Source organism: uncultured Sphingomonas sp., assembly GCF_964243315.1.
Classification (GTDB): Bacteria; Pseudomonadota; Alphaproteobacteria; order Sphingomonadales; family Sphingomonadaceae; genus Sphingomonas.
In genome coordinates, this window is the sequence record NZ_CAXTEM010000012.1 from 18,445 (window position 1) to 39,244 (window position 20,800).

Annotated in this window: 21 protein-coding genes; 14 read left to right on the forward strand and 7 right to left on the reverse strand. The window is 66.7% G+C overall.

Annotation, left to right across the window (positions count from 1 at the left end; all coding sequences use genetic code 11):
• The first annotated feature begins 122 nt into the window (after positions 1–122).
• The 6 genes from ACFE77_RS05985 to ACFE77_RS06010 all read left to right on the forward strand — a co-directional run bounded on the left by ACFE77_RS05985 (position 123) and on the right by ACFE77_RS06010 (position 7,427).
• Positions 123–1,172: an efflux RND transporter periplasmic adaptor subunit gene (locus ACFE77_RS05985; RefSeq protein ID WP_375420714.1), complete on the forward strand. Its 1,050-nt coding sequence runs from the start codon at positions 123–125 to the stop codon at positions 1,170–1,172.
• 6 nt (positions 1,173–1,178) lie between these two features.
• Positions 1,179–4,349, forward strand: coding sequence for an efflux RND transporter permease subunit (locus ACFE77_RS05990; protein WP_375420715.1), 3,171 nt, complete (start codon positions 1,179–1,181; stop codon positions 4,347–4,349).
• A 5-nt stretch (positions 4,350–4,354) separates the two neighbouring features.
• Entirely contained in the window at positions 4,355–5,875 is a 1,521-nt protein-coding gene (locus tag ACFE77_RS05995; RefSeq protein ID WP_375420716.1) for an efflux transporter outer membrane subunit, read from the forward strand.
• 72 nt (positions 5,876–5,947) lie between these two features.
• Positions 5,948–6,271, forward strand: a complete 324-nt coding sequence (locus ACFE77_RS06000) for a hypothetical protein (protein ID WP_375420717.1) — start codon at positions 5,948–5,950, stop codon at positions 6,269–6,271.
• Between the two features lie 382 nt (positions 6,272–6,653).
• Positions 6,654–6,833, forward strand: a complete 180-nt coding sequence (locus tag ACFE77_RS06005; protein ID WP_375420718.1) for a hypothetical protein — start codon at positions 6,654–6,656, stop codon at positions 6,831–6,833.
• A 54-nt stretch (positions 6,834–6,887) separates the two neighbouring features.
• Positions 6,888–7,427, forward strand: coding sequence for a PEPxxWA-CTERM sorting domain-containing protein (locus ACFE77_RS06010; protein WP_375420719.1), 540 nt, complete (start codon positions 6,888–6,890; stop codon positions 7,425–7,427).
• A gap of 106 nt (positions 7,428–7,533) precedes the next feature.
• Here the strand turns inward: ACFE77_RS06010 and ACFE77_RS06015 are convergent, their stop codons facing one another.
• The gene (locus ACFE77_RS06015) at positions 7,534–7,785 is read right to left on the reverse strand and encodes a hypothetical protein (RefSeq protein ID WP_375420720.1); all 252 of its coding nucleotides are present in this window, start codon (positions 7,783–7,785) and stop codon (positions 7,534–7,536) included.
• A gap of 171 nt (positions 7,786–7,956) precedes the next feature.
• Here ACFE77_RS06015 and ACFE77_RS06020 point away from each other — a divergent pair, with 171 nt between their 5' ends.
• On the forward strand, positions 7,957–8,427 hold the full coding sequence (locus ACFE77_RS06020; protein ID WP_375420721.1) for a PilZ domain-containing protein: 471 nt from the start codon (positions 7,957–7,959) through the stop codon (positions 8,425–8,427).
• A gap of 20 nt (positions 8,428–8,447) precedes the next feature.
• On the opposite strand, the gene ACFE77_RS06025 is transcribed toward ACFE77_RS06020, so the two are convergent.
• A complete protein-coding gene (locus ACFE77_RS06025; protein WP_375420722.1) occupies positions 8,448–9,104 on the reverse strand; it encodes a hypothetical protein in 657 nt (218 codons plus the stop codon).
• 166 nt (positions 9,105–9,270) lie between these two features.
• On the opposite strand from ACFE77_RS06025, the gene ACFE77_RS06030 reads away from it, so the two are divergent.
• Complete coding sequence (locus ACFE77_RS06030) at positions 9,271–10,203, forward strand: PEPxxWA-CTERM sorting domain-containing protein (RefSeq protein WP_375420723.1); 933 nt, start codon at positions 9,271–9,273, stop codon at positions 10,201–10,203.
• 22 nt (positions 10,204–10,225) lie between these two features.
• Here the strand turns inward: ACFE77_RS06030 and ACFE77_RS06035 are convergent, their stop codons facing one another.
• Together ACFE77_RS06035 and ACFE77_RS06040 are read right to left on the reverse strand one after the other, a co-directional pair.
• Positions 10,226–10,714 (reverse strand): TIGR02281 family clan AA aspartic protease, encoded by a 489-nt coding sequence (locus ACFE77_RS06035; RefSeq protein ID WP_375420724.1) that lies wholly within the window; start codon positions 10,712–10,714, stop codon positions 10,226–10,228.
• Positions 10,715–10,761: 47 nt separating this feature from the next.
• The gene (locus tag ACFE77_RS06040; RefSeq protein WP_375420725.1) at positions 10,762–11,634 is read right to left on the reverse strand and encodes a hypothetical protein; all 873 of its coding nucleotides are present in this window, start codon (positions 11,632–11,634) and stop codon (positions 10,762–10,764) included.
• 262 nt (positions 11,635–11,896) lie between these two features.
• On the opposite strand from ACFE77_RS06040, the gene xrtV reads away from it, so the two are divergent.
• Positions 11,897–12,904, forward strand: a complete 1,008-nt coding sequence (gene xrtV, locus ACFE77_RS06045; RefSeq protein WP_375420726.1) for an exosortase V — start codon at positions 11,897–11,899, stop codon at positions 12,902–12,904.
• Positions 12,904–13,590 carry an exosortase-associated protein EpsI, V-type gene (gene epsI, locus ACFE77_RS06050; RefSeq protein ID WP_375420727.1) on the forward strand — a complete coding sequence of 229 codons (687 nt, stop codon included), beginning with the start codon at positions 12,904–12,906 and terminating at the stop codon, positions 13,588–13,590. Before xrtV ends, epsI begins: the two co-directional genes overlap by 1 nt.
• Positions 13,591–13,616: 26 nt before the next feature.
• Here epsI and ACFE77_RS06055 read toward each other — a convergent pair whose 3' ends face one another.
• Positions 13,617–13,859, reverse strand: a complete 243-nt coding sequence (locus ACFE77_RS06055) for an XrtV sorting system accessory protein (RefSeq protein WP_375420728.1) — start codon at positions 13,857–13,859, stop codon at positions 13,617–13,619.
• A 124-nt stretch (positions 13,860–13,983) separates the two neighbouring features.
• On the opposite strand from ACFE77_RS06055, the gene ACFE77_RS06060 reads away from it, so the two are divergent.
• On the forward strand, positions 13,984–14,811 hold the full coding sequence (locus ACFE77_RS06060; RefSeq protein ID WP_375420729.1) for an EpsD family peptidyl-prolyl cis-trans isomerase: 828 nt from the start codon (positions 13,984–13,986) through the stop codon (positions 14,809–14,811).
• 27 nt (positions 14,812–14,838) lie between these two features.
• Here the strand turns inward: ACFE77_RS06060 and ACFE77_RS06065 are convergent, their stop codons facing one another.
• Together ACFE77_RS06065 and ACFE77_RS06070 are read right to left on the reverse strand one after the other, a co-directional pair.
• Complete coding sequence (locus ACFE77_RS06065) at positions 14,839–15,609, reverse strand: WecB/TagA/CpsF family glycosyltransferase (protein WP_375420730.1); 771 nt, start codon at positions 15,607–15,609, stop codon at positions 14,839–14,841.
• On the reverse strand, positions 15,606–17,201 hold the full coding sequence (locus ACFE77_RS06070) for a tetratricopeptide repeat protein (protein WP_375420731.1): 1,596 nt from the start codon (positions 17,199–17,201) through the stop codon (positions 15,606–15,608). Before ACFE77_RS06070 ends, ACFE77_RS06065 begins: the two co-directional genes overlap by 4 nt.
• A gap of 200 nt (positions 17,202–17,401) precedes the next feature.
• Here ACFE77_RS06070 and ACFE77_RS06075 point away from each other — a divergent pair, with 200 nt between their 5' ends.
• The 3 genes from ACFE77_RS06075 to ACFE77_RS06085 are packed head-to-tail and all read left to right on the forward strand — an operon-like array spanning position 17,402 to position 20,789.
• A complete protein-coding gene (locus ACFE77_RS06075) occupies positions 17,402–18,010 on the forward strand; it encodes a polysaccharide biosynthesis/export family protein (protein ID WP_375420732.1) in 609 nt (202 codons plus the stop codon).
• On the forward strand, positions 18,007–19,332 hold the full coding sequence (locus ACFE77_RS06080; RefSeq protein ID WP_375420733.1) for a hypothetical protein: 1,326 nt from the start codon (positions 18,007–18,009) through the stop codon (positions 19,330–19,332). The genes ACFE77_RS06075 and ACFE77_RS06080 overlap by 4 nt, the downstream gene beginning before the upstream one ends.
• The gene (locus ACFE77_RS06085) at positions 19,329–20,789 is read left to right on the forward strand and encodes a Wzz/FepE/Etk N-terminal domain-containing protein (protein ID WP_375420734.1); all 1,461 of its coding nucleotides are present in this window, start codon (positions 19,329–19,331) and stop codon (positions 20,787–20,789) included. The genes ACFE77_RS06080 and ACFE77_RS06085 overlap by 4 nt, the downstream gene beginning before the upstream one ends.
• Positions 20,790–20,800: the final 11 nt, after the last annotated feature.

A 20,800-nucleotide genomic window follows, 5' to 3' on the forward strand; every position in this document is an offset into this window, starting at 1 on the left:
CCTTTATTCGCACCCTCACCCCGTTGCTCCTTCTGTCGGTCGCAGCCTGCGGCGGCAAGCCGCCCGAGCAGCCACAGCCGGGACCGGCACAGGTCGGGTACGTCGTCGTGCGTGAACAGCCGGTGACGCTGACTACCGAATTGCCGGGGCGGACATCCGCGTACGAGACGTCTGAGGTCAGGCCGCAGGTCAATGGCTTGATCCAGGCGCGCCTGTTCGAAGAGGGCCAGCAGGTCCGTGCCGGGCAGCCGCTCTACCGGATCGATTCGGCGCCCTATGTCGCACAGGTCGCCAGCGCCCGTGCCGCACTCGCCCGTGCACGCGCGTCGATCGCGTCGAGCGGGGCGCTGGTTCGCCGCTATGGCGAGCTGGTCAAGATCAATGCGATCGCACGCCAGGATTACGAGAACGCGGTCACCACGTCGCAGCAATCGCAGGCCGACGTCGCCGCACAGCAGGCCGCATTGCGCAGCGCGGAGATCGATCTGCGCCGCACCACCATCACCGCCCCGATTTCGGGACGGATCGGCCGGTCGATCTCGACCACCGGTGCGCTGGTCTCCGCCTCGCAGACCAACCCGCTGGTGACGATCCAGCGGCTCGACCCGATTTATGTCGACATCCAGGAATCGAGCGCCGATCTGCTGAAGCTGCGTCAGCAGATCCTCAGCGGACAGCTGACCCGCGACGGGAACGCGCGCGTCAAGCTGAAGCTGGAAGACGGCAGCGAATATGGCGCACAGGGCACGCTGCGCTTCGCCGACGTGACCGTCGATCCCACCACCGGATCGCAGGTCATCCGCGCCCAGTTCCCCAACCCCAACGGCCTGTTGCTGCCGGGCATGTTCGTGCGCGCCTCGCTGGTCGAGGGCACCCAGGCGAAGGGCATACTGGTGCCGCAGCGCGCAGTCGGCCGCGACGAGAAGGGGCAGGCGACCGTGATGGTCGTCGGCGCCGGCAACAAGGTCGAGGTCCGCTCGCTTCAGACCAGCCGCGCGATCGGCGACAGCTGGCTGGTCACCGGCGGCCTCAAGCCGGGCGACAAGATCATCGTCGAGGGGGGCATGATGCTGCGCCCCGGCATGCCGGTTCAGGGCAAGCCATGGAACCCCAATGCCAAGCCCGCCGGCGCGCCGCCGCAGCAGGGCCAGGCACAGGCACAAGCGAAGTAAACCGACATGTCACGCTTCTTCATCGATCGCCCGATCTTCGCCTATGTGTTGGCGGTGATGGTCGTCATCGCGGGCGTCCTGTCGCTTCGCACCCTGCCGATCGCGCAGTTCCCCGCGATCGCGCCGCCCGCGGTCGCGATCACCGCCACCTATCCGGGTGCGGACGCGCAGACGCTCGAGAACACCACTACCCAGATCATCGAGCAGCAGCTGAAGGGCATCGACAACCTCCGCTACTTCTCGTCGTCGTCGTCGTCCGCGGGGTCGGTGACGATCACGCTGACCTTCGAACAGGGCACCGATCCCGACATCGCGCAGGTCCAGGTCCAGAACAAATTGCAAGCGGCGACGCCGCTGCTGCCGCAGGAGGTCCAGCGCCAGGGCATTCTCGTCGCCAAGGCGACCCAGAACATTCTGCTGTTCGTCGGTCTGTATTCCGAGAACGGTAAGCATGACGCCGAGGATCTCGGCGACATCGTCGCCTCCAGGATTTCCGACCCGCTCTCGCGCGTACCCGGTGTCGGCGACACCCAGCTGTTCGGGTCGCAATATGCGATGCGGATCTGGGTCGATCCGGTGAAGCTGAACAATTACGCGCTGACGATCGCGGACGTGACCGCGGCGGTGACGGCGCAGAACGCGCAGGTCTCAGCGGGGCAGATCGGCGCGCAGCCGGCGCCGAAGGAACAGATGCTCAACGCGACCGTGTCGGTCTCGTCGCGTCTCACCACGCCCGAACAGTTTTCGCAGATCCGGCTGAAGAGCAACACCGACGGATCGATCGTCCGGCTGGGTGACGTCGCGCGGGTCGCGATCGGCGCGGAGAATTACGGCTTTTCCGCGCAGTGGAACGGCAAGCCCGCCTCGGGCATCGGCGTGAAGCTCGCACCGGGCGCGAACGCGCTCGATACCGTCGCTGCGGTGAAGGAGCGGGTCACCGAACTCGCCAAGCAGTTTCCGCCCGACGTGAAGGTGGTCTTCCCGTACGACACCTCGCCGTTCGTCCGCCTCTCGATTGAACAGGTCGTCGAGACGCTGGTCGAGGCGGTGGTGCTCGTGTTCCTCGTGATGTTCCTGTTCCTCCAGAACATCCGCGCGACGCTGATCCCGACGATCGCGGTGCCGGTGGTGCTGACCGGCACGTTCGCGGTGCTCGCGGCGTTCGGCTATTCGATCAACACGCTGACGCTGTTCGGCATGGTGCTCGCGATCGGTCTGCTCGTCGACGATGCGATCGTCGTCGTGGAGAATGTCGAACGGCTGATCACCACCGAACACCTGACGCCCAGGGAGGCCGCGCGCAAATCGATGGACGAGATCACCGGCGCGCTGATCGGCATCGCGCTGGTGCTGTCCGCGGTGTTCCTGCCGATGGCTTTCTTCGGCGGATCGACCGGCGTCATCTATCGCCAGTTCTCGATCACGATCGTCTCCGCGATGGTGCTGTCGGTCGCGGTCGCGCTGATCCTGACCCCGGCGCTGTGCGCGACCATCCTCAAGCCGCACGATCCCAACAAGGGGGAGGGCACCGGCCCGCTGGCGCGCTTCTTCCGCTGGTTCAACGACAAGTTCGATCGCGGCCGGGCACGGTACGAGCGCGGCGTGCGCACCACCGCCAACCGCTGGGGCCGGTCGCTGATCGCCTATGCGCTGATCGTCGTCGGCATGGTCTTCCTGTTCACGCGGCTGCCGACCGGATTCCTTCCTGACGAGGATCAGGGCGTGATGATCGCGCTGGTTCAGGGGCCTCCGGGTGCCACCAGCGCGCGCACCCAGCAGGGGCTCGACCTCGTCCGCGATCACTTCCTCGCCAACGCCGCCGGCGCGATCCGCGGGGTCTATACCGTCAATGGCTTCAGCTTCGCGGGGCAGGGCCAGAATAGCGGCATCGCCTTCATTCCGATGAAGGAGTGGAAGGATCGTCCGGGCGCCGAGAACAAGGCGCAGGCGATCGTCGGCCGGGCGATGGGCGCGTTCGCGCAGTACAAGGACGGGCTGATCTTCGCAGTGATCCCGCCGGCGGTGCAGGAGCTGGGCAATGCCACCGGTTTCGACCTCCAGCTGGTCGACGAAGGCGGCATCGGGCACGGCAAGCTGCTCGCCGCGCGCAACATGCTGCTCGGCATGGCGTCGCAGAACAAGTCGCTGGTCGGGGTGCGCCCCAACGCGATCGACGATGCGCCGCAGCTGAAGGTCGACATCGACCAGGACAAGGCGCGCGCGCTCGGGCTCGATCTCGGCGCGGTGAACAGCACGATCGCAACGGCCTGGGGCGGCTCGTACGTCAACGACTTCATCGACCGGGGTCGCGTCAAGCGCGTCTATATCCAGGCCGACGCCGCCTATCGCATGTCGCCCGACGATATCGGCGACCTGTTCGTTCGCGGCGCGACCGGCAGCATGGCGCCCTTCACCGCCTTCTCCAGCGTCACCTGGGGGCAGGGTCCGATGCAGCTGACCCGCTATAACGGCCAGCCGTCGATGGAGATTCTCGGCCAGCCCGCGCCGGGCGTGTCGTCGGGTGCAGCCTTGCAGGCGATGCAGGACATGCAGGCCAAGCTGCCGCCGGGCACCCGGCTGGACTGGACTGGGCTTAGCTATGAGGAGCAGTTGTCGGGCGGGCAGGCGCCGGCGCTGTACGGACTGTCGTTGCTGATCGTCTTCCTGTGCCTCGCGGCGCTGTATGAAAGCTGGTCGGTGCCGATCTCGGTGATGCTGGTGGTGCCGCTCGGCATCGTCGGTGCCCTGCTCGCAGCGAGCCTGACCGGGTTGAACAACGACATCTACCTTCAGGTCGGCCTGATCACCACGATCGGCGTGTCGGCAAAGAACGCGATCCTGATCGTCGAGTTCGCCGAAGAGCGCATTCGCGACGGTCTGGCACCGTTCGACGCCGCGATCGAAGCCGCCAAGCTGCGTCTTCGTCCGATCCTGATGACCAGCCTCGCGTTCATCTTCGGCGTGTTCCCGCTGGCGATCGCCAACGGCGCGGGCGCGGGCGGGCAGAACGCGATCGGCCGTGCGGTGGTCGGCGGCATGCTGTCGGCGACGGTGCTCGCGATCTTCTTCGTGCCGATGTTCTTCATCGTGGTCCTGCGCCTGTTCGGACACCGCGACGAAACAGACCACGCCACCAACGACACCACCGGCGCCACGCCCGCGCCGCAGGGAGCCTGACCGTCGTGACCCTTCGTCTCCTCTCGCTGTTCGCGCTCGCCGCGAGCACTGCGCTCGCCGGCTGTAACCTCGCGCCGACCTATGTCCGTCCGGTCGGTGCGGTTCCCACCGCGCTTCCGCAGGGCGGCGTCTACCCGGTCGCCGCGACCGACGCGCCCGACATCACCAGGGTCGGGTGGCGCGACTTCTTCACCGACGATCGCCTGCGTCGCGTGATCGCGCTCGGGCTGGACAACAACCGCGATCTTCGGCTCGCGGCCGCCAACGTGCTCCAGGCGCGCGCGAACTACCGCGTCCAGCGGTCGAGCCTGGTGCCGACCACTGCCGCCTCGGGATCGGCGAGCTACACCAATAATTTCGCGGGACTCGGCGGCGCCGGCGCAGCTGGCGGCACGACGGGAGCGGGCGGCGGCGTAGGCACGGGTGGCGGTGTAGGCACGGGCGGCGGTGTAGGAACCGGCGGCGGTGTGGGGGCCGGCGTCGGGACAACGACCTCCAACATCGAAATCTATTCGGCGACGATCGGCTTCTCGGCGTTCGAACTCGATTTGTTCGGCCGGCTTCGCAATCTGAGCCGTGCCGCGCAGGAGGCCTATTTCGCGAGCGAGGAGGCGCAACGCTCGACGCGGATCAGCCTGATCGCGGAGATCGCGACCGCGTGGCAGACGCTGGCGGCGGATCAGGACCAGCTCCGCCTGTCGCGCGATACGCTGAAGGCGTTCGAACAGACGCTGGAACTCACCCGCGCCCAGTTCCGGATCGGCGTCGCGTCGGAGCTCGAGGCCAAGCAGGCCGAGACCAACTATCAGGCGGCGCGCAACGACATCGCCACCGGCCTGACCCGGATCGCGCAGGATCAGAACGCGCTCAACCTGCTGGTCGGCACGACGGTCACCGCCGATCTGCTGCCGACCGGGCTGGGCACCGCCGACGCGGCGCTCGCGACGTTGCCGGGCAACATCGCGTCCGACGTCCTTCTTCGCCGTCCCGACGTGCTCCAGGCCGAGCATCAGTTGATCGCGCAGAACGCGAACATCGGCGCGGCGCGCGCAGCGTTCTTCCCGCGCATCTCGCTGACCGCAGCGGTCGGCACGCTCAGCACCGCGCTGTCGGGCCTGTTCGGCAGCGGCAGCGAGACCTTCTCGGCGTCGCCCGGCGTGTCGCTGCCGTTGTTCGACGGCGGCCGCAACAAGGGCAATCTCGATTATGCGCGCGCGTCGCAGCAGGCCGCGGTCGCGACGTATGAGCGCACGATCCAGACCGCGTTCCGCGAAGTCGCCGACGCGTTGGCGCAACGCGGCACGATCGACGAACAGGTCGCCGCGCAGACCGCCCGCGCCGATGCCGCGCAGACCGCGGCACGCCTGTCCGACGCACGCTACCGCGCCGGAGTCGATTCATTCCTGGTCGCCCTCGACGCGCAGCGCACCGCCTATGGCGCGCAGCAGCAACTCGTCACGACGCGGCTGGCGCGCGGCAGCAACCTCGTCGAGGTCTATCGGTCGCTGGGCGGTGGCCTGAACTGACCCGATTTTTGCCGGTTGCATGCCCGCCAGAAAGGCATAGTCTCTCCGCATAATACGCTTAGGAGAGCGATCATGGGTTCATACATGGACTCGAACCGGGAAGCGGCGGCGATGAACTCGGCCGCGGCTGCACTCGATTCGGCTGACATCAGCCAGGGCGAGCAGAGCCTGATCATCCTGCAAAGCCTGCTGTGCCTGTTGCGCGAGAAGAACCTGCTGACCCGCGCGGACATCGAGGATCTCTGCCACAAGGTCGAGATGCGCGCGGCGGGCGAGGGCGGCAACGCACTGCCCTGCTGCGCGGAAAGCGCCAACGCCGCGTCGAGCAAGATGCAGCGCCTGACCAGCTATATCGGCCAGCGATATGGCGGCAAACACGCGCGCAGCTTCCGCTGAGGTAGGCGTTCTGCGGTGACGTCGCGGCGCGGCTAGCCTGCGTTTTTCGCGCGCATGCGGTGAAAACGTTCGCCGCCGTGTCCCCGCGCAGGCGGGGACCCAGGGTCAAGCACAACAACGATTAGCCTCTAGCGGAACCCTGGACTCCCGCCTTCGCGGGAGAACAGGAAGGGGAGCGGCTGGATAATGCTGACGCCCTGACATAAGCGTCGAGACTAGGGCCGAGTATAGTTAACGTATAGCGTAAACATTACTTCAACTAGTAAATACTCAATAATTAACCTTATCTTGTACCGCATCGAGACCGATCCGCAGACTTACGATATTGATGAACAAGTCGTTCATCTCGATACTGTCTCCATCATCTTAAGGGAGACGAACAATGAAGCGGATATTGGGTGCGGTCGCGGTTGCGGCGTTGTTTTCGGCGGCTCCGGCGCTGGCCGCGACTTCGATGGTCGAGTTCACGGGCAAGGCGCTCGTCAACGGCGTCAACGGCAACGCCCGCACCTTCACGAGCACCGACAAGACGGTCAACGTCCGCGCCACCGCCTGGAGTTAGGACGGAAACCGCGTCCGCGACTCGTTCCTCGGAGCTTTTGGTTCCGGCCTCGGCGTGACCTCCGGCGATGAATTCGGCCTCGGCAACACCCATGTCACCGACAACCAGAGCCGGGTCGACTTCATCCTGCTCCAGTTCGACCAGACCGTGCAGCTCACCTCGGCGATCTTCAACGCGTTCGCCTTCAACGGCAAGACCGACAGCGACGCGACGATCGGCTGGGGTACGCTGGCAGGCGCCTGGAACCAGGGACTGACGTTCAACAACACCAACGGCATGGCATTGAGCGGCCTGTTGACGGGTCATGCCGACGCACTCGGCACCTCGATGAGCGGATCGCGTTCCCTGAACCTCGGCACCGCGTCGGGCAATTTCTGGCTGATCGGCGCGAATTTCGTCAACGTCGACAAGAAGATCGACGGCTTCAAGCTCGGCGGCGTGACGCTGAAGACCGTCGCACCGGTGCCGGAGCCGAGCACCTGGGCGATGATGCTTGCCGGTTTCGCGCTGGTCGGGGTGGCGATGCGCCGCGCGATCCGCACCTCGGAGCAGCGCTTCACCGACAAGGTCCGCCGGATCGCCACCAGCGGCTGATCCCGAAGACGATCATCGAAGAAGGGGGCTCGGACGGCAATCGTCCGGGCCCCTTTTCGTTCGTAGCGGCACGACGGCCACATGCCGCGCCGTTCGGTCGTAGGGTTCAGCGTTCGCTGTCGGGGAGGGGGCGGGTCGCGTCGCGCGCGAGGAGGCGGATCTCGTTGCCGACGAACTGCGCGCCGTCCACCGTCTGGATGTAGAAGTTCCAGGGATCGTCATGCGCGGCGTTGATCGCCTGCACCAGCGCGTGGAGCTGCCCGCACAGGACGCCGCGCCAGTCGGTGCCGTCCTCGCAACGGAATAGCGTCGCTTCGGCGGTCCAGTCGATCTGCTTGGGCATGGGTGCGGAGGTCATGATCGACTGACGTGGTAAGCGTAGCGTTAAGTCGTTTCATCAGTGCTGATCGACCGGTCACCCTCGTATTGTTCCGAATTGACGCAGTTAACCTCGATTGCCGCACCGGGACGTTTACGCCGTCTCAACCTCGACTGGCGCAAGGTGACTTCAGAGGATCGAGGAACTGTTATGGCATTGGCGGCAAAGCTCTACCGGGACGAACGCACGGCCGATCGGCAAGCGGTCAGCCTCGACGCGACGCTGCGCAAGCCGGACCAGCGCCCGGTCGACATCCTGATCGAGGATCTGTCGGCGACCGGCTTCCGCATGACCACGAACGAAGCGATCTCGTTCGATGACGCCATTTCGATCGGGATCTCGGGGATCGGCCGCCGCGACGCGCGGATCGTCCGGCGCAGCGGCAGCAGCTATGGCTGCGAGTTCGTCGTGTCCGTCGATCGCGCGGAGATCGAGCGCGCGCAGACCGTCGAGACGATCGTTCGCGCCGATTTCGGCACCATGCCCGTGGTCACGGTCGAGGATCCCCCGCTAGACGCCGTAGAACATCGCATCCGCCGTATTCGCGGCCCAATCCTGGCGGTCGCGACGGTCGCACCCTGGGTGGCGATCGGCGCGGTCGCGCACGCGGTGCTACGCTGAACCACGCACGCCGCGCCGGATCAGTACAGCCAGCTGTTCCACTGCGCGGTGACCCGCCAGTCGCCGCGGACGCGTTCGACCGCATAGGTCGTACCCCAATGATCCGCGGTGACGGTGACGAAGGCGGTGCTTGCCGATCGCACGATCCGCGACAGCAGGTAACGCCGGTCGCAGCCCGCGCGGAAACGGTTGATCAACCACCAGCGTGCCGATGCGCCGGGCACGGCTTCCGCATCACCGATCGTCACCGCATCGCTCTCGCCGACCAGCGCAAGCGAGGTCGCGGCCGCGTGGAGGCGCCGCTGGTCGACCGCCGGCAGCGCCGCGGCGGTGGAGCGAGGCTCCGCGATCCTGAGCCGATTGCTGCCGACCGCATCCTCGAACAGCGCGCGCCCCGACACGCCACCGGGCGCACGGAGCGGGGCTGGGTGGCGCCAATGGCGATCGCCTTCCGCAGTCTGCGCGCGCATCGTTCGATAGATCGCCAGCGGCTCGCCACGCGTGCGGTCGTCGACGCACAACGGCTCCGCACCGGTACGTCCGCTCGCCAGCAACGTGAGCGTGGCGCGCACGATGCGACCGTCGTCATCGATCGGCGCTGCGGTGCATCCCGGCAACAGCAGCACGAGGGCGGCGAGCATAGGCAGCCCGCGCCCCGGCGTGACCTCGATATTCATCGCATCCCCCGCGCCCGCACGTCGAGCCACCGGGCGACGGCGCCCGGCCTGTGGCATTTTTGCCCGCCGGTTACGCAAAATCAAGACCGGCGCCCGCAGAGCGCGGAGGCCGCGAGCCAATCGGTCGCACTTATGTCTATATGGATATGAACCGGGGGGTTTGGAAATGACCGAGACGACGGGCGCGTTGCGCTTTCGCGAACGCCGCGTCCAATTGATGGTGGTCGGCGGATTGGCGATGATCCTCGCATTGGGGGCGCTGGCCGCGCGCAACGAACGCGCGCTGTTCGTCGACGGGTCGCGCGATCCGAAGGCGTTCGGTGCGCTCGCCATATCGCCGCCGCCGGCCGGCTCGCCCAAGCGCTTCGGCTGGGTTCCCCGCGACGTCCTCGCCCGTACCTTCGTACCGGTCAAAACGGCGGGCCTACCGCTGGCCGCACGCCGTCGCGCGCTCGGCGGCAGCGGCATGCCCGAGGAACAAGGCTTTGCCGGCCCCGTCGTCCCGATCGACGCCTTGCCCCTGACCGCCGATGCGCTCGGCTTGTCCGGGCCTGCTTCGGTCGGCGCGGGAGGTGCGCTGCCCGGACCGATGTTCGCCAGCGCCGGCGGGGGAGGGCGGCCCGTGGCAGGCGGCGCTAGCAGCGGTGGCGGTGGCGCCGGCGGTGGCGGCGGGTCCGGCAGCGTCGGCAGCGGCGATCCTACCGCAACGACCCCGACAACGGCCGAGACGCCTGTTCCTGTGGCGGAGAACAATTCTCCGGCGACCACGGTCCCGGCCACGGAGAGCGGCGCCACCGCGCCCTTGCCGATCGCGGCCAACGATCCGGCGCCGATCGACTTTGCGTATCAACCGCCGAGTCAGGCAGGTCCGATGCTCCAGCCGCCGCCCGAGGACTGGCCGGCGAACTGGCCCGATCCTTTCGAGAGTTCCGAGCAGTCGCCCTCGCCCGAGACGCCGACGGCTGTCGCCGATCCGCTCGCTCCGCCGGTAACGCCGGTGCCCGAACCCTCGACCTGGGCGATGCTGCTGACGGGCTTCGCGCTCGTCGGTTGGGTGATCCGCGGCCGGCGCAGCGAGCGGGGCCTGCTGCCGGCCTGAACTGCAGTCGGCAATCGGCCGATCAGCGCAGTTCCAGCCGTTCGCCAGCCAGTGTCACTGACTGTAGTTGCGACAGCGCGTTCTGGCCGAGCAGCGAGATCTTCAAGCCGTTCTCGACCACCGCGGCGCGCGTGCCGGTGAGCTGCCGGCCGGCAAGGTCGACCCGATCGAGCATCGCCCAGCGCATCGACGATCCGCCAGCGGCGGTCTCGATCCGCTCCGACCCGATCCCGCTCTTCACGCCCGCACGGCGCGCGTCGCTGCTGGTGAGCACGACGACGTTGGCGCCGGTGTCGACGACGAAGCGGATCGGCGTGCCGTTCACCCGCGCGGTGACGTAGAACAGCCCGTCCGCTTCCTTGATTGCCCGAGTCATGCCGCCGGAGGGAGGGGCCGGAGACTTCGGTGCGACGACCGGCGCGACCCGCGCGGGTTGTTCGCCGCCGCTCGGCGATACGAAGCCGATGATCGCCACGACGGCGGGGGTCAGGGGCTTGAGAATGTTCAACATCGGCAAAAGATAGCCGGCAGTTCTGAAATCGAGGTGGCGAGCTTTGGTTAATCCGGCAGTATCTTGCCGCCCGCTTGCCGGCGTCGTTCCCGGTAGAGGTGAAGCCCCAGCGCCGCGGCGGCGCAGAGTAGAGCGACCACCGACAACTCGACCGCGATTACCCGGTAGGGCCAGGTCAGGCTGTCGCGCGTCGCGAACAACACCTGGTAATCGCGCGCGACATCGACGCCGGCATAGCGGAACAGCCTCACCAGCTCGCCCGGCAACGCCTGCGGTTTGAGGATGCCCTGCAAGGCGCCGTCCCGCCTTGCCATCGCCAGGGTGTTGTCGGCGCCGATCTCGGCGAAGAAGCGCACTGGGGCGCTGCCGCCGCGATCGCCCGGAGCCACGATCGGCGCGAACCGGAAGGAGCGGCGCGCGACGAACAGGTTCTCGCTCAATCCCGCGACCCGATCCTCGATGACGTCGCCGACCAGCACCGCGACGCCGGCCCGCGCGCCCTCCGCGCTCGACGACCCGATCACGATGCGGGTCGCGGCGCCATCGTCGCCCGGTTGCGCGATCATCGTCGCGAGGGCGAGTCCGCTGCCGAGCGCGCACGCGATCGCCACGCCGAGCAGCGCGCGAATGAAGGTGCGGCCGGGCAGGTGGTCGTCCGCGCGCCCGCGCATCAGCCACAGCACCGGCGATCCGAGCAGCACCACCAGCAACAGGTAGGTCATTGCGGGATAATAGCGCCCGAACGCGTCGAACTCCCACTCCGCGGCGAGCGCCATCAGCCCGCGATAGGCGAGGGATTGCCACAGCAGCACGAGCGCCACCGCGACCGCCCAGGCGGCGAGCAGGTGGCGCATGCGCAGGCGTCGCAGGACCGGCACCCGCCGCGTCGACCCGTCGCCGGTCTGCCGTGCGTTCGTCATGCCGTCATTTCCCCCGTTCCCCATCGCGGCATCTAAAGGTGCGCGACGGCGCGGTATAGTGCCCGTCCCGGATCGGGAGGATGCTGCGCCCGATCAGTTGCCAAGGATCGCCGTGGCTTATATGGGATCGGCAGGGGGTGGATGCCGGATCGGCGAGCGCTAGGCGCTTTTTCGATCCTTGTTGCTGTCGCGGTCGACGCGACCTCGGCCATCACGCCCTTGGTATGATCTTAACCGCTATGGGCTAGTTACTTAACCGATCATGGACCTCACCATCCCGACCAAACATGCGGCGACCGATGAGTCGCACGGGATGGCGGCCGCGGCCGATCCTTCGCCGCCGCCGATGAGCCCGCGCACCGGTCCGATCGACGCGCGTGACGTCACGACGCCGACCTGGCGCGAGATGGGCCTGGCGATATGGCGCTCGTTCCGCGCCAATCCGATCTTCTGGCTCGGCATCGCCGCACTGGCGATCCCGACGCTGCTCGATCTCGCGTCGCGCGGATGGGGCACCGACGCCGCCGCGCATGCGCCGATCGTCTTCGCCACCGCCATCTGGATCTTCGCGCGCAGTGCAGGGCAAGCCGCGTCGGTGGCATCGCCGCCGCCCGCTTGGCGCGCGGTGCTGCTCCTCGTGCCGTTGTTGCTGCTCTATGCCGCGTCGCGGATCACCGGTCTGCTCGAGGTGCGTGGGCTCGCCGCCTATCTCAGCATCGTCGCGGTGCTTTACGCGGTCGGCGGCCTGCCGGTGCTGAAGGTGCTGTGGTTCCCGATCCTCTATTCGATCTTCCTGATCCCGATCCCGGAGACCTTCATCGATGTCGGCACCCAGCCGATCAAGCTGGCGATCTCCAAGACGGTCGTCGGGCTGCTGTCGGCGCTCGGCTATCCCGTCGCGACGTCGGGGGTGAGCATCTATATCGGCCAATTCGAATTGCTGATCGCCGCCGCGTGCGCGGGGCTGAATTCGCTGATCAGCCTCACCGCGATCGGCAGTTTCTACGTCTATCTGCGGCACAATGCGAGCTGGCGGTACACGCTGATCCTGGTGCTCGCTATCTTCCCGATCGCGGTGTTCGCAAACTTCATCCGGGTGCTGATGCTGGTGCTGCTGACCTATTATGGCGGCGAGGCGGTGGCGCAGGGCTTCCTGCATGAATTCGCCGGTCTGTTCATGTTCGTCGTCGCGGTGCTGATGATCTTCCTGATCGACCGGATCGTCGGCGCTCTGCTCTATCGGTTCGGTTCGCGGGCGAGGGCGGTCTGATGGCGACGACGCAGGATCCGCTGTCGCGGCGCAAGATGATGATCGGCATGGCGCTCGCCGGCACGGTAGCGCTGTCCGAGCTCTACGTACCCAAGCGCAGCATGCCGCGGCTGACCGAGAAGTCGTTCACCGCGATGTTCCCGACCAGCATCGGGCCTTGGAACTACCTCACCGCGTCGGGACTGATCCTGCCGCCCGAGGATCAACTTTCGCGCACGCTGTACGAGCAGCTTCTCACCCGCACCTATGCGGCGGGCGATGCCGATCCGGTGATGATGGTGCTCGCCTATAGCAGCATCCAGGAAGGCCGGCTTCAGGTCCACCGGCCCGAGGTCTGCTATCCCGCCTCGGGCTTCGCGATCCTTGACAATGAACCCACCGAGATCCGGATCAACGACAGGTTTACGCTGCCGGCCCGCTTCCTGATCGCGGATCGCGGCGCGCGTCGCGAATTCATTCTGTACTGGACCAGGGTCGGGCCGGACGTGCCGACGCGCTGGTTCGATCAGCGGCTGATGATGGCAAAGGCCAATCTGAAGGGTTACATCCCCGACGGCATGCTGGCGCGGGTCTCGGTCATCGGCAACGATCGCGAGGAAGCTATGCGGACCTTGCAGACGTTCGTGCGGACTCTGGTCGGCTCGGTCGATCGCCAGGCCCGCACCTTGTTGATCGGGCCGCACTGATCCGCAGCCCGATCATTCGCCTGAGATCAGGCGCGTGCGAAAGGTTTCAGGAAGTATAGTGTGTAGGCGATCACGCCGACGAAGGCGAGAATCGCGAACGCGTCATGGCCGTTGTTGCCGAGATAGTTGGTCACCGCGCAACCGCCCGCAGGCACGATGTAATGGTAGAGGGAGTCACGACTTTCGTCTGGGCCGATCGAACGCTGAAGCAGCAGCACGACCAGACCGGCGAAGAACGCCACCGTGACCCAATCATAGACTGTCTGCATCACGACTTCCTTCCCAATGTCCCCGCAGGGCTGTAACGATTTATACGCGACTTCCGAGCATGCCGCGGCGTCCCGGTTAGTGGACGATGGGTTCTAGTGAAAGGCCGTTATGAAATCGAAAACTTTGACGATCCTGCTTCTGGCTTCCGCGCTGACGGTGTCGGGGTGCAAGCGCGCCGCGACCGGCCAGGTGGTGGCGGTGGTCAATGGCGAGGAAGTATCGCTGTCGGAGCTCAACGGCGAGTTGCAGCGCGCCGGGGCGCAGGGTGGCGACAAGAAGGCAGTTCAGGCAGCGGCGCTGCAAGGCTTGGTCGATCGCAAACTGCTCGTCCAGCAGGCGCGCGACCGCGGGATCGACAAGGATCCCGAATATCTCCAACAACAGCGCCGTCTCAATGACGAGCTGATGATCAGCATGCTCGGCAAGCAGGTGACGAAGAACGTGCCGGTTCCCTCGACCGCGGACGTCGATCGCTACATCGCGGCCAACCCGGCGATGTTCGCACAGCGCACCATCTATGCGCTCGACCAGATCCAGTTCCCCGCACCCGACGATCGGTCCAAGCTGAAGGCGCTCGAGGCGGATCACAGCCTCGACGAGGTCGCGACGACGCTGACCCAGATGGGCATCAAGTTCGGCCGCCAGAAGGGCGCGATGGACAGCGCGCAGACCCCGCCGGGCCTCATCAAGCAGATCAGCGCACTGCCGCCGACCGAGCCGTTCGTGCTCGCCTCGGGTGGTCGCGTCGTCGTGAGCGTGATCGCCGACAAGCGCGTCCAGCCGCTCGAGGGTGACGACGCGCGCCAGCTGGCGACGCAGGCGATCCGCCGCGATGCGGTCTCCGACATCGCCAAGAAGCAGGTCAAGCAGGCGCGTGATTCGGCGAAGATCGAATATCAGCCGGGCTTCGCGCCGACTGCCGCCGCCGGCGGCGGTGCAGCGGCCAAGTAAGCCGATCGGGACAAGGCGCGCGCCGGGTCAGGAGCCCGGCGCGCGCCCTTCCTTGCGATGGCGGCGGGCGAGAAGGAAGATGCGCGGCCCCGTCACCAGATAACGCCGCCACATCCGGCGCGGCTCCGCGGCAAGCCTGAAGGCCCATTCCAGGCTCAGCCGCTGCATGATCTTGGGCGCACGCTGGCGCTCGCCGATCACGAATTCCACCGCCGCCCCCACGCATAACCCGATGCCGGTCGCATCGCCGCGCCGGACGACCGCCGCCGCAAGCAGTTCCTGCTGCGGCGATCCGACCGCCAGGAAGGTGAAGCGGGCGCGTGCCTCGGCGACGAACGCGGCAGCGCTGGCGAGCGCGGCCGGATCGTCGCGCAATCCCATCGGCGGCGCGTGGTGGACGATGTCGAGCGCCGGCAGCCGCTCGCGCAGCGCCGCAGCGGTTGCCGCACTGCCGCCGACGATCGCGATCCTGTCCCCGGCGCGCGCAGTCTGCGTCAGCAGGATCATCGTCAGATCGCTGCCCGGCGCGACCGGCAGATCGACACCGTCGCGCCGCGCCAGCGCCGCGACGATCCGGCTGTCGCACGTGCACCATTCGGCCTCGCGATACGCCGTCCAGATCGCCTCGCGATCGCTGCGGTGCTCGCCGTGCAGCCGGACGAGATGATCGACATTCGGGGTGACCAGATATGCGAACCGCGCCGCCGGGTCGCGCGCCGCGAGACGCTCCACCACCGCTTCCAGCGACAGCGGGTCGAAGCCAACGCCGAGATAGTCGCGCCGATCTGTCCGCATCATTGCGGCATCGCGGTTTGCAGGTCGCGCTCGGCGGTCTGTTCCTCGGGCGGGACGGGCGGCAACGCGATCTGCTGGCCATGTAGACGCCCGATCAGCGCGCGGGCACGGGACACGCAGGCGGCGTCCTTCGTCGCCGTACAGATCTGCGCGCGCAGTCGCCACGCCAGCACCGAGGCGGGGTGCCGGATCGTAAAGGCGCGGACCTCGCTCTGCACGTCCGCGGCCTTGCCGCTGGTGAGTGCTTGGGCGACGTAGAGCGCGAGGAACGCAGGATTTTCCTCATTGTCGTTGAACGCGCCGTTGATTGTCGCCTCCGCTGACGCCTGATCGTTGCGCAACCGATAGATCTGCGCCAGCAGCGCCACGACGTTCGGCGAGCCAGGATTATCACGAGCCACGATCCGTGCGTCGCGCATCGCGGCGTCGAGATTGCGTGCGGCAATCGCGGTGAAGGCGCGGGCCAAGAGGGCGATGGGTTCGGCGGGATCGATCGCGAGCACCGCGGCTGCGCGCTGTGCGGCTTCCTGGCCGCGGCCGACCTGCGCCAGGGCGAGCGCATAGGCGGCGTGGAGGTCGGTGGTAGCGGCGGCGAGCGGACGCGCCGCGGCCATCGGCGCAAGTCGAGCGATCGCTATCGCGGGATCACGGACAGCAATCGCATGTTGCGCCAGCGCGATCGCGAGGCTCGGTTCGGCAGCGGCCGCGGCGAAGAGGCTTGCGGTGTCGGCGCCCGACACATCGGCGTCGAGCAGCATCGCGACGGTCTGCGCGCGGGTGGCGTCGCCCGAGTCGATGCGGTGGGCTGCGCTCAGCACGGTCGCCGCACGCGCGGCACGCCCGCTCAGGATCAACTGCCGCGCCCACTCGATCTGCGCCGCCGGATCGCGCGGCTGCGCGGCCGCGTTGCGTTCCGCGACCCGCGCCAGCCCGATGCCGTTGCCGTCACGCTCGTATAGCGAGACGAGCTGGCGGCGCAGGTCGGGGCTTCCCCCTCCCGCCGCGAAGATCGGTGAGATGAGCGCCAGCGCCGCAGCGTTATCGCCCCGCCGCTGGAGGATCCGGCTCTTCAACACCCGCGCCGCTTCGTTCGCTGGTTCCCGGGCCAGCGTCTTGTCGACGGTGGCGAGTGCCTCGTCGAGCCGACCGCGACGAAAAGAGACGGTACCGCTGACCAACTGCGCGTTGGTGTCGGTCGGGTCGAGCGCGAGGATCTGCGACGCGTAGTCCTTGGCGAGGTCGAGATCGTTGGTTGCGAGTGCCAGCTGTGACACCGCCTGCAGCGCCTCGCGGTTGCTGCGATCCTGGTCCAGCGCGTTGCGATAGGAACCAAACGCGCCGCCGTAATCCTTCAATTCGATCTGATTGCGTGCGCGAGCGAGCCACAGCGCCGGAATGTCGTCGCGCAGGCTGACCGCATAATTGAACTTGGCCGCGGCTGCGTCATACTGACCGGCGGTGTAGAGTTCGACGCCCTCGTTCATCGCCTCCGCGGCGAGCTCTTCCTTCGAAGTGCAGCCGCTCACCGCGAGCAGAAGCGCCATCGCTGCGAGCGCTGTCCGCATCCCGTGGCGCGGCTTCGTCGATGTCGTCATCTCGGCGTCGTCCCGTTTTACAGTCGCTCGTCCCATACTGCCCCGAACGTCGCCTCGGCAGGCGTGTCGAAGCCGGCAGGTGCCGCTCGCGAACCATAGCGTCCCAGAATTGCCGCTATGCAGCATAGAAGCATATGGCTTTTGCAAGCCAGCGCGATTAAAGCAACATCGCTATCAAGTAGGCTTTCGGGGGATACACAATGAAGGTGGCAATTGCGTGCGCGGTGGCACTGGCCAGCGCAGCGGGATCGCTGATCGCCGTTCCCCAGGCGATGGCGCAGCAGGGTGGCGCGAACAAGCTGCCGCCGTATCGCATCAACCCGGGCGACGAGATCGAGGTCTATGTCTGGGGCGAGGAGCGTCTGCAGCGCTCGATCCGCGTCCTGCCGGACGGTAGTTTCTCGTTCCCGCTGGTCGGCCGCGTCGATGCAGCGGGCAAGCTGCCGGTCGATATCGAGGCGGCGGTCACGCGGGGGCTGTCCGCTCAGTTCCGCGACCAGGTTCCGCAGGTCACCGTATCTGTCCGCAACCCCGCGGGCTTCCAGTTCTCGATCATCGGCAAGGTGCGCTCGCCGGGGATCTTCACCCCGGGCAAATACGTCAACATCCTCGAGGCGATCGGCATGGCCGGTGGACCTAGCGAGTTCGCTGACACCTCCAACGTCCTAATCCTGCGCAAGCAGAACGGCGCGCTGGTGACGATGCGGGTGCGATTGAGCGATGCGATCAAGGGCAATCCCAGTTCGCGCGATCTCGCAGTGAACGGCTTGCCCGAAATGCAGAGTGGCGACACGGTGATCATGCCATGACGGCGCTTCGCAATCGACTGTTGATCGGCGCGATCGCTGCTGCTGCGGTGGCGGTCCCGTCCCAGCTTGCGGCGCAGACGCTAGTGCCGTCCGCAACGATCACGGCCGGCGGTGGGTATTCGACCAACCCGTTCCTCGGACGCGGTGACGGAGACGGGGCAGCGAGCGCGCAGGTGTCGATCACGCCGCGCCTGGAGATTCTCGACGATACGGACAGCGGCGTGGTCTCGGGTTATTATAACCGCACCGAATATTTCAAGAACTTCGACGCGAACGATAGCTACGGCCTGACGATCGGCGGCAACAGCCAGCTTAACCCGCGGGCGTCGATCGGCTTTTCGGCCGGTTACGATAGTTCGATCCTTGGCGCCGCGGGCGCGTATTCGGGCGTTCCGATCTTCGTCCCGGGTACGGTCGGCGGCACGGTAGGCACTGGTGCAGGCGTGGGGCCGATCGGAGTCGGCACGGGCGATCCGGGCACGGTGGGAGTAACACCGGTGCCAACGACGCCGCTGCCATTGGCGCCGGTCTTCACGGATCCCGGTGCCCCCGGTGGCGATATCGGGCTGATCGGGCTTCGTCAGCGCCGCAACAGCCTGACCGCCTCCGTGTTCGGCAGCTACCGTCCCGACGAAGTGTCTACCTGGGGTCTAGGTGCCAACGTATCACGCAACTCCTATCCGGATAGCGGCGGCGTGGCGATCAGCTCGCGCACCTATGGCGTCAACACGTCCTACACGCGCAGCCTGTCGGAGCGCAGTTCGATCGGCCTGCAAGTGTCGGCGACCGTGATAGACTATGCCGATGTTCCCAATTCGCGCTTCATCAATCCTATGGTCACGTACAGCACGCAACTGGCTCAGAACTGGTCGCTCAACCTCGGGGTTGGCGTCAGCTTGGTCGATGACGGGTTCAGCAACGGTGTCGCGGCATCCGCCAACGGTTCGCTTTGCCGCGCGATCGAGCGCGGCTCGTTTTGCCTGATTGCGGCTCGTCAGCCGAGCGTCAGTGCCTTTGGCGGCGCGCGCAACCAGACCAGCGTCAGCGCCAATTACAGCTATCGCCTGGCCGAACGCACCAGCATCTCGGCGACGGCCAGCTACCAGCGATCGTCGAACGGCATCGCCGTGTCGCAAAACGCGATCGCACGCAGCAATCAGGATTTCATCTCGGCCTCGGCAACGGTGAACCAGCAGATTGCGCGGCGATTGTCGGCTTTCGCGACGGCGCTTTATCGTGACGTAAAGGGTCTAGGCGTACCGACGGATGGCGATATCGGCGGCCGGGTCGGCCTGGCTCTCACGGTGGGTGGACGTCAATGAGCGAAGCATATGGCGCCGACGGCGACGAGGCCGGCGGCAGCGGCGGGGGGATCATCGCGTATCTGCCCTCGATCCTGTGGCAGCGCCGCTGGTGGATCATCGTACCGCTGGTACTGTGCACGATCGCCGGCCTGGTGGCGGCGTTCGTCATGCCCTCGACCTATCGTTCCAGCGCGACCCTGCTGGTCGAGACGCCCGAACTGCAGCCCGGCATCGAAGGCTCACCCCAGACAGGCTTGATCGACAAGCGGATCGCCAAGGTCCGGCAGCAGGTGCTCAGTCGTCCCGACCTGATCGAGCTGATCGAGAACAACAACCTCTACAGCGAAGAACGGCAGGATAAGCCGCTCTCCGCGATCATCGAAAAAATGCGTTCTTCGACCAGCATTTCGCCGGTCAGTGCCGACATCGGTGGTGGCGGCAAGGGATCGAATACGATCGCCTTCTCGCTGAGCTTCGAATATCCCGATCCGCAGAAGGCGCAACTCGTCGCGCAGGACTTTGTCGAACGGCTGGTCCGCCTCGATGCGGCACAGACCGCGCAACAGGCGACGGGCACCGTCGAATTCCTCCAGGAACAGGCGAACGGTTTGTCGTCGCAGATCACTGCGCTCGAGCGCCAGATCGCGTCGATCAAGGCGGCGAACGGGATGGTGCTGTCGAACTCGAACACGATGATGCTGGGCAGCACCGGCGGCTTCCAGGGGCAGATCGCCAGCCTTCAGCGCGAGAATGCGCAGCTCCAGTCGCAGCTGCGATTGCAGGCGACGGCAGTCGATCGCGACCCTGCGGTCGCGGCGGCAGAAGCACAGTTGGCCGGGGCGCGAGCAGTCTATTCGGACAATCACCCCGACGTCAGGCTGGCGGAGCAGCGCCTCGCGGAAGCGAAGCGTTTCGCGGCGGTCAACAACAAGAAGTTCAATCCCGGTTCGGTGATCCAGCAGCAGATCGCGTCGAACAATGCGGCGATCGCAAACCTTTCCGCGGCTCAGGGTGCGGAACAGGCAAGGACCGGCGCGGTCATGACGGCGCAGGCGCGTGGACCTGCGGTGAACGAGCAGATCGCGCAGCTTCAGTCGCGCGCCGATGGCCTTCGCGCGAACTACCAAACCGTTGCGACCAGCCTGATCGGTGCGCGCGGCAGCGCCAAGCTCAGCGAACAGCAGAAGGGCGAGCGCCTGTCGGTCATCGATCCGCCCGTCGCCGCGGATCAGCCGAGCTCGCCCAACCGGCCCTTCTTGATCCTCGGCGGCATCGCTGCTGGCCTGGGCATCGGCGTCGTGCTGGCGTTCCTGCTCGAACTGATCATGCAGCCGATCCGGGGCGTCGGTTCGCTCCAGCAGATCATCGGTAAGCCGCCGCTCGTCATCGTGCCGAACCTCGACGCACGCGGGCGCCGGTTCCGGTTGCCGTGGCGGCGCGACGACGACGAGGCCGAGCCCGGCCTCGCCGGTTAAGGATAGGACGA

Excerpts from the sequence above, each read along its gene's own strand:
- ACFE77_RS05990 (WP_375420715.1), top strand. The coding sequence starts at position 1,179 with ATGTCACGCTTCTTCATCGATCGCCCGATCTTCGCCTATGTGTTGGCG.
- ACFE77_RS06000 (WP_375420717.1), top strand. The coding sequence starts at position 5,948 with ATGGGTTCATACATGGACTCGAACCGGGAAGCGGCGGCGATGAACTCG.
- ACFE77_RS06005 (WP_375420718.1), top strand. The coding sequence starts at position 6,654 with ATGAAGCGGATATTGGGTGCGGTCGCGGTTGCGGCGTTGTTTTCGGCG.
- ACFE77_RS06015 (WP_375420720.1), bottom strand. The coding sequence starts at position 7,785 with ATGACCTCCGCACCCATGCCCAAGCAGATCGACTGGACCGCCGAAGCG.
- ACFE77_RS06020 (WP_375420721.1), top strand. The coding sequence starts at position 7,957 with ATGGCATTGGCGGCAAAGCTCTACCGGGACGAACGCACGGCCGATCGG.
- ACFE77_RS06025 (WP_375420722.1), bottom strand. The coding sequence starts at position 9,104 with ATGAATATCGAGGTCACGCCGGGGCGCGGGCTGCCTATGCTCGCCGCC.
- ACFE77_RS06030 (WP_375420723.1), top strand. The coding sequence starts at position 9,271 with ATGACCGAGACGACGGGCGCGTTGCGCTTTCGCGAACGCCGCGTCCAA.
- ACFE77_RS06035 (WP_375420724.1), bottom strand. The coding sequence starts at position 10,714 with ATGTTGAACATTCTCAAGCCCCTGACCCCCGCCGTCGTGGCGATCATC.
- ACFE77_RS06040 (WP_375420725.1), bottom strand. The coding sequence starts at position 11,634 with ATGACGAACGCACGGCAGACCGGCGACGGGTCGACGCGGCGGGTGCCG.
- xrtV (WP_375420726.1), top strand. The coding sequence starts at position 11,897 with ATGGACCTCACCATCCCGACCAAACATGCGGCGACCGATGAGTCGCAC.
- epsI (WP_375420727.1), top strand. The coding sequence starts at position 12,904 with ATGGCGACGACGCAGGATCCGCTGTCGCGGCGCAAGATGATGATCGGC.
- ACFE77_RS06055 (WP_375420728.1), bottom strand. The coding sequence starts at position 13,859 with ATGCAGACAGTCTATGATTGGGTCACGGTGGCGTTCTTCGCCGGTCTG.
- ACFE77_RS06065 (WP_375420730.1), bottom strand. The coding sequence starts at position 15,609 with ATGATGCGGACAGATCGGCGCGACTATCTCGGCGTTGGCTTCGACCCG.
- ACFE77_RS06070 (WP_375420731.1), bottom strand. The coding sequence starts at position 17,201 with ATGACGACATCGACGAAGCCGCGCCACGGGATGCGGACAGCGCTCGCA.
- ACFE77_RS06075 (WP_375420732.1), top strand. The coding sequence starts at position 17,402 with ATGAAGGTGGCAATTGCGTGCGCGGTGGCACTGGCCAGCGCAGCGGGA.
- ACFE77_RS06080 (WP_375420733.1), top strand. The coding sequence starts at position 18,007 with ATGACGGCGCTTCGCAATCGACTGTTGATCGGCGCGATCGCTGCTGCT.
- ACFE77_RS06085 (WP_375420734.1), top strand. The coding sequence starts at position 19,329 with ATGAGCGAAGCATATGGCGCCGACGGCGACGAGGCCGGCGGCAGCGGC.